At 61.7% G+C, this 12587-nt stretch carries 3 protein-coding genes; all 3 read left to right on the top strand.

Going from position 1 to position 12587, the window contains the following annotated elements:
• The first annotated feature begins 114 nt into the window (after positions 1-114).
• A complete protein-coding gene (locus A5652_RS19095) occupies positions 115-10989 on the top strand; it encodes a nuclear transport factor 2 family protein (protein ID WP_197514016.1) in 10875 nt (3624 codons plus the stop codon).
• A gap of 44 nt (positions 10990-11033) precedes the next feature.
• Positions 11034-12158 carry a 1,4-beta-xylanase gene (locus tag A5652_RS19090; RefSeq protein ID WP_067354971.1) on the top strand — a complete coding sequence of 375 codons (1125 nt, stop codon included), beginning with the start codon at positions 11034-11036 and terminating at the stop codon, positions 12156-12158.
• Positions 12159-12249: 91 nt separating this feature from the next.
• The coding region (locus tag A5652_RS19085) for an SDR family NAD(P)-dependent oxidoreductase (protein WP_156745423.1) at positions 12250-12587 on the top strand (338 nt) is incomplete at its 3' end.

Raw genomic sequence — 12587 nt, 5'->3', positions numbered from 1 at the left:
CCGACCGCCCCGGCGAGCCCGGCTCCGCCCGATGCGCCAGTTGCCGAGCCCGACAATGCATGCGTCCGAGTGGGTCAACGCGCGATAGCGGCCATTCATAGCGAGGCCTGGGACGTGGTCCAGGAGCTTTATGCGCCCAACGGTCTCGTCGAAAGTCGCCGCAAGATCGTCGGCTTTAAGCAGAGCGACCTCCCCTCATCCGACTGGGCCGAGCAGAGCAGACGCGCTATCCAGAAGGACCACTTCCGGTTCAACCAAGTCGTTGTCGCCGTGAGAGGCGAGCGTTTGGCTCTAGCTCGATTGGTGATCAGCAGTGCCGACGTCAGTCCTGGGGCGCCGCGCGATGAAATTCTCCAGCTATACGGCCTCGATGAGGACGGGCGAATCGCGTTGCAGATGTGGTTCGACGTTGAAGACATCGACGCCGCGATCGCCGAACTCGACGCCATCCACGCCCGATTCGAGCAGGAACAACCAAAGCCGCGGCGGCTCGAGAACGCCGCAACTCGGGCCAACGCTCGGGTCAGCGAGCTCTTTGCCGACAGCTGCTGGGACGAAATCGGGGCGCTCTTCGCCGACAACCTGCTGCTAGATGATCGACGACGAGGACTGCGCCGAGAGAGCAACGATCCCGCAACTGAGGTCGCCAATCTTCGCGAGGTTGCCGCCTTAGGCATCGTACGTATCTCGAATAAACCCCTGGCCCTGAGAGGCGATCATCTGGCCCTCGGCGACGCGACTTTCCATGGCCGCGACGGATTTGGGGGCGAGACGCTGGCGATTACAGAGGTCGATAGCGACGGTTTGATTCTGGCCATGATCGCTTTCGATCTCGACGACTTCGACTCCGCGATAGCGGAACTCGAGGCGCGCTATCTCGCCGGCGAAGCGGCCGTGTACCAGCACACATGGTCGATGATCGCGCAGAGCTTCGCTTCGGCCAGTCGGCACGAGCTCCCGGCGATGACGCCCGACGGTGTGACGATCGACCACCGCCGAGCGGCGGCATTCGCGCCCGGTGAAGGAAGCGCTTATTTCCACGCGTCATGGGAGCTCGCGGCGGACCTCCATGTTTACATCGAGGCAGTGCACCGGTTGAGCGATCTCGGTGCGGTGTTCACCCATGTAGGGACTGGAACTTCGCGAGACGGCTTCGAGGCCGAGTGGCGCACCGTCGACATCAATACGGTTGAAGGCGATTTCATCAGCCGCGGCGAACTCTTCGACGAGTCGGACCTCGATGCCGCGCTCGCGAGATTCGAGCAGCTGAGCCATCCGGTACCGCGGCTGGAAAATACGGCCACACGCGTATTCGAGCGCATCTGGCCCGCGTTCACCGCTCACGACTGGGAGGCTGTGGCTGAAGATCTGGCCGACGACGTCTCGATCGACGATCGCCGACGGGTAGTGAGTGTGGGGATCCGACACGGCCGCGACGCAATGATGGAAGATCTGCAGGTGGTCGCCGGTGTCGGCTTCACGATAACAATGGTGGGCGTCATAGCGACCCGGGGAGAACGCCTTGCCCTGACGCGTGTTCGCGCCGCGGGCAGCGACCCCGAGGCGATTCAAAACGATGCCCTCAACATCGTCGGAATCGACGCCGACGAGCGGATCACGACGTCCGTCGTGTTCGACCTCGACGACTTCGAGGCCGCCATCGCCGAACTCGAGGCGCGGTACCTCGCCGGCGAGGGAGCCGCGCATGTGCGCACTTGGTCGGTAATCGCCGGCTTTTTCGCTGCGCACAATCGGGGCGAAGTCGCTGTGACGACACCGGATGTGGTGACTATCGACCACCGCAGGGCGGCAGCGTTTGCGCCTGGCGAAGGTATCGAATACATCCGTGCCGGGTGGGAACTCGACCAATCCCTCGACATCTACGTCGAAAAAGCACATCGGGTGAACGACCTCGGCGCGATCTTCACTGTTGTGGGACACGGAACCTCACGCGAGGGGTTTAAGGCCGAGTGGCGGGCCGTCACCCTGATGACCGCCGAGGGCGAAATGCTGAGTCGTATGGAGGTCTTCGACGAAGGGGACCTCGACGTCGCGATCGCGAAGTTCGACGAACTCAGCCATCCGGCGCCGACGCTCGAAAACTCAGCAACCCGAACCTACGAGCGCATGTGGCAGTACTTCGAAGCCCGCGATTGGGCGGCGATTATCGCGATGGTGGCCGAGGATGAGTTGATCGATGATCGCCGTCGAGTGGTGAACGGCGGACTTCGACACGGTCGCGACGCTGGAGTCGAGGAAATGCGGGCGGCGGCCGACATCGGCTTCACCATAACGGTCGTAGCTGTCAGGGCCATCCGCGGCGACCGTCTGGCTTTGGCGCGTGTTCGCGCCGCGGGACACGATCCCGCTGCGATCCAAAACGATGTCTTGCAAGTCGTCCAGATCGATTCGGACGAACGGATCGCGGTAGTGATCACATTCGACATTGACGACTTCGAGGCCGCCCTCGCCGAACTCGACGCCCGCTACGTCGTCGGCGAAGGGGCTGCGCACGCGCCGACGTGGTCGGTGATCACCGGCGCCTTGGTTGCGCACAATCGGCGCCAAGTCGCCGCGTCTACGCCGGATGTGGTGAGTATCGACCACCGCCGAGTGGCATCGTTTGCACCCGGCGAAGGTATCGAATACATCCGTGCCGGTTGGGACCTCGACATAAACCTCAATATCTACATCGAAACACCACATCGGGTGAACGACCTCGGCGCGGTTTTCACTTGGGCGGGATATGGAACCTCGCACCAGGGCTTCGACGCCGAGTGGCGGGGCGTCGAAATCATGACCGTAGATGGCGATCTCCTCAGCCGCGCTGAGGTATTCGACGAGTCAGACTTGGACACTGCGCTCGCGAAGTTCGATCAGTTGTGCCGGCCGGTACCTCGGCTGGAAAACGCAGCGAGCCAAGTGTACGAGCGCTTCTTGGGCTGCTTCGCCAGCCGCGACTGGGATGCGATGGCCGAGATCTTGGACGACGAGGTTTGCATTGACGATCGGCGCCGCATCGCGAACGCCGGGACCCGATTTGGACGAGATGCCGAGATCGAAGACTCGAAAGCTGCCGCGCATGTAGGCTTCACGAACTTGACACCGACCATCATCGCGACTCGGGGCGCGCGGCTCATCCTTTCGCGCACTCAAGCCATCGGCCATGACCCCGAGGCGATTCGAATCGAAGTCTTGCATCTCATTGAGATCGACACCGACGAGCGGATTGCGGCACTCGTAGTGTTCGAACTTGATGACTTAGACGCCGCGTTGGAGGAACTCGACGCACGCTACCTCGCCGGCGAAGCTGCCGCATACGCGTCGACATGGTCGGTGCTGGCAACAACCTGTACCGCGTTTAATCAGCACGAACTTCCAGCAACGACGCCCGATTCGGTGTACGTCGATCATCGACCGGTCTTAACTGTCGAAGCGGCCGATCTGCCCGGATACCTTCGCGGGGTGTGGGATCAAACGCCTGACAGCAGGATCTACGTCGAGGCTGTGCATCGGCTGTCCCATAACGGGGCCGTCGTCACCCATGCGGTGAGGGGGACCTCGCCCGAGGGCTTCAACGCCGAGTGGCGGATGATCGACCTCCTCACAGTCGAAGATAGCCGGATCAGCCGCTGCGAGGTGTTCGAAGAAGCTGACCTCGAAGGCGCACTGGCGAGGTTCGAACAACTCAGCCCACCAACACCAAGGCTGGAAAACACGGCAACGCGCGTTTTCGAGTGCCTATATTCGTACATCCTGGCCGACGACTGGCATGCCGTGGCTCAAATAACCGCCGAGAACGTCTGCGTCGACGATCGCCGGCGGGTGGTAAATGCCGGGATCCTGCATGGTCGAGATGCCAACATCAAAGATGCGCAGGCGACCATTGCTGTCGGCTTCACGATGAAGACAGTGGGCACATTGGCAATCCGCGGCGCGCGCCTCGCCCTCACGCGAGTCCGCGTGTCGGGCCGCGACCCCGAGGCGATTCAAAACGATGCTCTAAGCGTCATCGAGATCAACACCGAAGAGCGAATCGTAGCGGTTGTCGTGTTCGATCTCGACGACACCGACGCAGCCTTCGCAGAGCTCGATGCCCGCTATCTCGCCGGCGAAGCGGCACCTTATGCGCAGACATGGTCGGTCGTGGCGTCCTCCTTCGCCGCGTTCAACCGACACGAAGTCCTTTCTGCGGACTGGGTCATCATCGACCATCGGCGAGGTACACCGTTTGAGTCCAGCACCATGACCACGAGTATCCATAGGATTTGGGACCTGACACCAGATCTCAGCATTCACATCGAGGCGGTGCATCGGCTTAACAATTCCGGAGCGGTGATCACCCATGAGGGCCTTGCAACCTCGCAAGAGGGCTTCGACGCCGAATGGCGGGCGATCGATGTCTTGATGGTCGAGGACGAATTGATCACTCGCTGCGAAATCTTCGACGAGGCTGACCTCGACGCCGCGCTCACCCGCTTTGAGGAGCTTAGTCCGGGGTCCCCCCGGCTGCAGAACGCGGCAAGTCAAGTGCTTGAGCGGGTCTTCACCTACTTTGCTACGCGCAACTGGATCGCCTTGGCGGATGTCGTGGCCGAAGACATCTACTCCGAGGATCGCCGTTCAGTGGTGAATGCCGGTGTCCGTCACGGTCGAGACGCCGAAATCGCGGACATGCGGGCGATCGCAGACGTCGGGGTGAAGCACATAATGGCTACGGCGGTAGCGACACGCGGTGAGCACCTGGCCCTTTCACACGTTCTTCTTCCGATTGAAGACCAAGGGGCAGAGTCGTTCCGCAGCGAGGCGCTCTGCTTGGTCAAGATTAACGCTGACAACCGGGTCTCTGCCCGCCTCCTGTTCGACCTCGATGACATCGACGCGGCCTTCGAGGAGCTCGAGAGCCGCTACCTCGCTGGCGAAGCCGCCGCCCACTCGCATACGTGGTCGGTCATCGCAGGGATATACGCCGGATTCACTCCTCACGAATACCCGCCTATGACGCCGGATTCGGTGCTCGTGGACCATCGACCGGTGCAAAGGATCGAGACGGTTGATTTGGCCACAATGGCTCGTTCTGTATGGGACAGCACACCGGACGCCCGGTTGCACATCGATGCGGTGCATCGGATAAGCGGGCTCGGAGCCGTCTTCACCCTTACGGCCGGAGGCACCACGCCAGAGGGCTTTGAGGCGGAATGGCGGATGATCGAAATTCTCACCCTCGACGGTGACTCGATCCACCGCCTCGAGATCTTCGACGAGGCTGACCTCGACGCCGCCCTCGCGTGCTTTGAGGAACTGCAGCCGCGCTCCCCCCAGCTTAAAAGCGCTGTAGCGGAACGTTTCCTGACGCACTTCGCGACTCGCGACTGGGACGCCATGGCGCAGGACTTCGCCGAGAATTACTACTTCGACGATCGCCGCCGGGTCATCAATGCCGGGGTCTATCGCGGTCGAGATGCCGCAATCAAGGACCTGCGGGTGGCCACCGACATCGGATTGACGACAAACGCCAGCGTGGACATTATTGCGAGCCGGGGCGAGCGCCGCATTCTCACCCATTGGCGCGCCTCAGGACCCGACCCCGCCGCGGTTCAATTCGATGTGCTGCAAGTCCTTGAATTCGACACCGACGAACGGGTAGCAGCGGCCGTCATATTCGACCTCGACGACATCGACACCGCTTTCGCCGAACTTGACGCTCGGTACCTCGCAGGTGAAGCGGCGCCGTACGCGCACACGTGGTCAGCCATCACCGATACCTACGCCGCCTTCAACCGGCACGATCTCACCGGGGCCGACTGGGCCGTCGTCGACCATCGTCGAGGTGCACTGTTCGTTTCCAGCAACATGATCGCCACGGTCCGCGCCTTTTGGGACCAGACGCCAGACCTCAGGATCCGGATCGAGGCGGTCCATCGGATAAGCGGTTTTGGAGCGGTCGTCACGCACACGGCACATGGGACCTCACCAGAAGGTTTCGACGCCGAGTGGCGAATGATCCAGGTCTTGACCCTAGAAGGTGACCGCATCGGCGGTTGCGAGCTTTTCGACGAGACAGACCTCGACGCGGCGCTCGCTCGGTTCGACGAACTGCAACCCTATCCGCGGCAAGCCGCAAACGCGGCAAGCCAAGTGGAGCAACGCTTCTTAGCCAGCTTTGCAGCCCGCGACTGGGATGCAATCGCGGAGATGTTTGCCGAAGACATTCTGCTGGATGATCGTCGTCACCTAGTGAACGCCGGTACCCGGCGTGGGCGAGATGCCGAGATCGCAAACATGCGGGCGGTCGCCGATGTCGGGGTTACCAACATGACGTCCACGGTGATTGCGACCCGCGGAGAGCGCTTGGTCCTCGGCCGTTACTTCATCGAGGACAGCTGGTCGGGCTCCACCGCGCTATGCGTCTCGGAGATCGACGCCGAAAACCAAGTTCTGGCACGCGTGATATTCGACGCCGACGACTTCGATGCAGCCATCGCCGAGCTTGACGCTCGCTACGCCGCCGGTGAGGCAGCCGCCCACGCGCACAGGTGGTCGGTGATTGCAGATACCCAAGCCGGAGTCAATCGGCGCGAAGTGCCCGCGACGACTCCGGATTCGGTTTACATCGATCATCGCCCGCTCGTATCGATCGAGGGTGTTGATTTGGCCGCATCTCTTCGTGCAATGTGGGACATCACTTCGGCTTTCAGCGCCTACATCGAGGCAGTGCACCGGTTGGACGAACTCGGAGTCGTCGTCACCCAGGTGGTGCACGCGACCATGCAAGAGGGCCTCGACGCCGAACTGCGATACACCGAAATAGTCACCTTCGAAGGTGATCTCCTCAGCCGCGTCGAATGCTTCGACGAGGCAGACCTCGACACCGCACTAGCCCGGTTTGACGCACTGCACCAACAGGCGCGGCCGCTCGAAAACGCGGCAAGCAGAGTGTTCGAACGCCTTTTGGCGCACTACCTCGCCCGCGAATGGGACGCCGTGTCGAAGATGCTGGCGGAGAACATTTTCAATGACGATCGCCGTCGAGTCGTGAGTGCGGGGGTACGGCGCGGTCGAGACGCCACGATCGCGAGTATGCGGGCGTCTGCCGACCTCGGGCTTTCGTCATGGGTCTCAATGGTTATTGCGACACGTGGGGAGCACCTTGCCCTGAGCAGCGATCGCATCTCGGTCCGAGATGAGGAATCCGAGGTGGTTGTTGCCGAGGTGCTCGGCGTCGTTGAGATCGACGCCGACGAACGGATCGTGACCCGCCTCGCATTGGACCTCGACGACTTCGATGCGGCGATGGCTGAGCTCGACGCCCGCTACGTCGCCGGCGGAGCGGCACCATACGCGGATACCTGGTCGGTGATTACAGGTATCCAGGCCGCGGTCAATCGGCGCGAACTTCCACCGATGACTCCCAATCCGGGTTACATCGACCATCGCCCGCTCGTATCAATCGAAGGGGCTGATCTGGCCGCATCGATTCGTGCAGTGTTCGAGCTTTTTTCCGCTTACCGCGTCTATGTCGAGGAGGTGCATCGGTTGGACGAACTCGGAGCCGTCTACACACAGGTGCACAAAGGAACCTCGAACGACGGTGTCGACGCCGAGTTGCGAATGATCGAAGTCCAGACAGTCGAAGGTGGCCTGCTTAGCCGTGCCGAAGTTTTCGACGAGGCAGACCTCGACGTAGCCCTTGCGCGATTCGAAGAATTACACCCACAGGCGCCGCGACTCGAGAACGCGGCGAGCCGACTATACGACCGCTCCAACACCTACCTCGCGGCCCGCAATTGGGACGCGATTGCGAAGCTGCTCGCCGACGATGTTTCCACCGACGATCGCCGTCGAGTAGTAGGCGGCGGGATCCAACACGGCCGGGATGCCCAGATCGCGAATATGCGGGCCGTTGCTGACCTCGGGGTCAAAAACATTCAGTCGGTCGTCATTGCGACGCGCGGAGAACGCCTCGCGCTCACTCGTACCCGCGTATCAGGCGGTGACCGGGATTCAGAGGCGTTCAGTGTCGAGATGCTCAACATCGTCGAGATCGACGCCGACAACCGTTTCACGTCGGCGATCCAGTTCGATCCGGATGACATTGATGCAGCCTTCGACGAACTCGAAGCCCGCTATGTCGCGGGCGAAGCGGCCGGACACGCGCAGACGTGGTCGGTGATTGCGGCCGCCCACGCCGCATTCAATCGGCACGAACTCCCCGCGACAACTTCGAATCATGTGTACATCGATCATCGACCGCTCGTATCGATCGAAGGGGTTGACCTGGCCGCGTCGCTTCATGCGCTTTGGGAAATCACCTCGGCCGCCAGCACCTACGTCGAGGCAGTGCATCGGCTGGACCAACTCGGAGCCGTCGCCACGCAGGTGCTGAAAGCGACCACGCAAGACGGCGTTGACGCCGAATTGCGAATCATCGAAATGTTCATAGTCGAAGGCGACCTCTACAGCCGCGTCGAGATCTTCGACGAGGCAGACACAGACGCCGCGCTCGCCAGGTTCGACGAACTGCACACGCAGGCGCCGCGGCTCGAGAATGCGGCAAGCCGAACCTACGCGCGCTTGTGGAAGCACTTCATGGCTCGCAATTGGGCCGCCGTCGCCGAGACAATAAGCCACGGCATCGTCGACGAGGACGGACGTCGGCTCGTGGGGCATGGAATCCGCCGCGGCCGCGATGCCGAGCTGGAAAATCTGCGGGTGACAGCCGAACTCGGGATCACGAGTGTCACGCCGACTGTCATCGCTACCCGCGGGGAGCGCCTCGCGCTGCATCGTGTCCAGTTATCGGGCCCCGACCAGCAGCCTGGGGCGTTCTTCAACCCGGTACTCCGCGTGGTCGGGACCGACGCCGACGAGCGCATTGTGGTTGCGGTGCTGTTCGATATCGTCGACATCGACGCCGCGTTCGAGGAACTCGATGCCCGCTATCTCGCCGGGGAGGCGGCCGCCCACGCGCAAACGTGGACGGCCATGACGCGGGTGCAAGCCGCTTACAACCGACACGAATTCCTGCCGACGACAGATAACTGGGTCAACATCGATCATCGGCGGGGTCGAGCCTTCGCGCCCGGCGACATGATCGCTTACATACGTACTACCTATGACATCGCCCCGAACATCAAGGGACACATCGAAGCAGTGCACCGATTGAGCAGCCTTGGGGCCGTCATCACAGAGGTAGTCACTGGGACTTCGCAGGAAGGCTTTGATTTCGAATTGCGCGAGGTCGCCCTTTTCGCTTTCGACGGCGACAAGGTCTGCCGGTTCGAGATGTTCGACGAGGAAGACTTCGCCACCGCGCTCGCGCGGTTCGACGAGCTCGCTCGCCCGGCTCCCCCGCTCGAAAACGCCGCGACGCGGATTCGCGCATCCATCGCCGAGGCTTTCAATCTCCGTGACGTCGAAGGCCTTCTAGCGCTAGCCACTGACGACGCACGATACGACGACCGGCGTAGGGGGTTGCGCGATGAAGGCTTGGCGAGCCGACCGGAACTTGTGCGTGGAATCTTCGAAGCACCGAAGGGATGGCGGTTGGAAGTTGCGCCGCTCGCCATCAGAGGATCCCGCCTAGCGCTGACCCGCGACCAATACCGCGACATCAAGGAAGTGGACCGGCCAATCACCAACGAGCACTTGATGCTCACCGAACTCAGTGCCGATGGACTAGTCAACATCTCAGTGATTTTCGACCCCGACGACATCAACGCGGCGTTGGACGAGCTCGACGCACGTTATCTCGTCGGAGAAGCGGCCGCGCATGCGCACACATGGTCGGTGATCGCAAGCACTACCGCCGCGCTCAACCGGCACGAGTTGCCCTCTGCGGACTGGGTTGTGATTGACCACCGGCGCGGTACACCGTTCGCGCCCAGGAGCGGGGGCGACACCAATATCTATGCGTCCATCGGCGCCATCTGGGACCTGATGCCAAACCTCAGCATCTACATTGAGGCGGCGCATCGGCTGAGCAACCGCGGCGCTGTTGTCACTTGGAAGGGCCATGGGATCTCGCAAGAGGGCTTCGAAGCCGAATGGCGAATGATCCAAGTCCCAATTGTCAAAGGCGATCTAATCCAGTGCTGCGAGCTCTTTGACGAGACAGACCTCGACGCCGCCCTCGCGAGATTGGATGAGCTTGATCGACAGGCGGCTTCCCCGCTTGAGAATGCTTCGACCCGCACCTGGGTGCGCCTGGTCGACGCATACAACCGCCGCGACATGAGCGGTTTCCTTGCCCTCATGACCGAGGACACCCGATTGGAGGACCGACGAAAGGGCTTGCGCGCCACACTTGATGGGCTAGCAGTCTGGAAAAACGTCCAAATTCTGTTCCAGGCCGATATCAGTTGGCGATTAAGCATAGATCCGATCGCGATCCGAGGATCGCACCTTTCGCTGACCCGCCATCGCATCCGCGACATCGATGAGACCGACCAACCAATCACCTGGGAGGCCCTGTGCGTCATGGAAGTGGACGAGAACAATTTGATGCGCGGCCAAGTAGTTTTCGATCCCGATGAAATCGACGGCGCCTTAGAGGAACTCGACGCGCGGTACCTCATCGGGGAAGCGGCTGCCCACTCACACACGTGGTCAGTTGTCGCGCAGGCTTATGTCGCGCTCAGTCGAGGCGAACTTCCTGCGACGACGCCCGACTGCGTGAACATCGACCACCGGCGCGGGATAGCGTTCGGAAGCGAGGTACTCCCCTACGTCCGTGCAATATGGGATGTCACACCGGACTTCAAGACGCACATCGAGGTTGTCCATCGGCTGACCGATCTCGGAGCGCTTGTGACCTGGGCGTCGCATGGGACGTCACAAGAGGGCTTCGATGCCGAGTGGCGGGGAATCACCCTTTCGACGCTCGAAGGAGACCAAATCAACCGTTGTGAGATGTTCGACGAGACAGACCTCGGCGCCGCACTCGCCAGGTTCGACGAACTCGATCGGCCGCCGCTGACACAGACTTAAGGACTTTTCATAACGCGTCGCGACGGATCTCCTATGGTCGGTGCGTGAGGCGTCGAACGGTGCTGAAGCTACCGCTGCTAGCCGCGGCCGGCATCACGCTGACCCCGACGCCCCGCGCCGCAGCGGAGCAAAACCCCTGGTCATTTGAGCGAGCCAACCGCTGGTATCAAGCGCAGGGATGGCCCGTCGGCGCCAACTACATCACCTCGAACGCCGTCAACCAGCTCGAGATGTTTCAGGCCGACACTTTTGACCCCCGGCGCATCGATACCGAGCTCGGCTGGGCGCAGCTGCGCGGGCTGAACACGGTGCGGGTCTTCCTCCACGATCAGCTTTGGGCCCAAGATCAACGAGGATTTCAACAACGTCTGGCGGAATTCGTCGGCATTGCGGCACGCCACCGCGTCAAACCCATGTTTGTCTTATTCGACTCATGTTGGGACCCATTCCCCAAGCCGGGACGCCAGCGGCCCCCGAAGCCTGGGGTGCACAACTCCGGTTGGGTGCAAAGCCCAGGTGCAGAACACCTCGACGACCTCGACTACCGCCGAACCCTGCGAGACTATGTCACGGGCGTGTTGAACCAATTTCGCACGGACGATCGCGTTTTGGGTTGGGACCTGTGGAATGAGCCCGACAATCCCGCGCGCGAATATCGGACCGTCGAAAGGAAAGACAAGCTCGACCGCGTCGCCGACCTGCTCTCGCTGGTGTTCGGGTGGGCACATTCGGTTGATCCGAGTCAACCGTTGACCAGTGGCGTGTGGGACGGCGCCTGGGGGGATCCCTCAAAGCGAAGCGAAATCGCTGAAATTCAGCTGAAAAACTCCGACGTAATCACCTTTCACTCTTACGACAAACCAGCAGGCTTCGAGGCCCGGATCGCCGAGCTGTCCCCTTTGGGGCGTCCGATCCTCTGCACCGAGTATCTGGCTCGGACGATGGGCAGCACCGTGGATGGAGTCCTGCCAATCGCCAAGCGGCACAACGTTGGTGCGATCAATTGGGGGCTGGTCGCTGGAAAGACGCAGACTTTCTTACCGTGGGACTCTTGGGAGCACCCGTACACAACGGAACCGAAGCTCTGGTTTGCGGACCTGCTTCAACCCGATGGCAGGCCGTACCGAGACGCAGAAATTCAAACGATTGGCGAGCTGAGCAAGCTCTAATCACCCACGGTGCGCAAAACGGCCCCCTAGACCTGAGAATGTAACCGGCCGACACTTGAAAGCCAACGTTTGTTGGCCTACAGTTGTTGGCATGACCAGACAAGACGGCACACGGCCAACACTCACACAAGGTCGGCGCCCCGCGGCGGTGGTGACCGGAACGTCCAGCGGGATCGGCAGGGCATGCGCGCTACGACTGGCGGCGCAGGGTTACTGCGTCTTCGCTGGGGTCCGGCGCAGGCAAGACGGCCAAGCCCTAGTCCAGGAGGCCAGCCGCACCGGCGGACAGGTGGTACCACTGATCATCGACGTCACCGACGAGGCGTCCATCGAAGTAGCCGCCGCGGAAGTAGCCGGTGCGGTTGGCGACGACGGGATCGCGGCGTTGGTCAACAACGCCGGAATCGGAATGACCTGGCCGATGGAAGC

The sequence above is a fragment of the Mycobacterium sp. 1165178.9 genome (genome assembly GCF_001673555.1).
In the GTDB taxonomy this organism is placed as follows: Bacteria; Actinomycetota; Actinomycetes; order Mycobacteriales; family Mycobacteriaceae; genus Mycobacterium.
The sequence above is the reverse complement of the archived record's forward strand: the minus strand, read 5'-3'. Positions and strand labels throughout refer to the sequence as shown.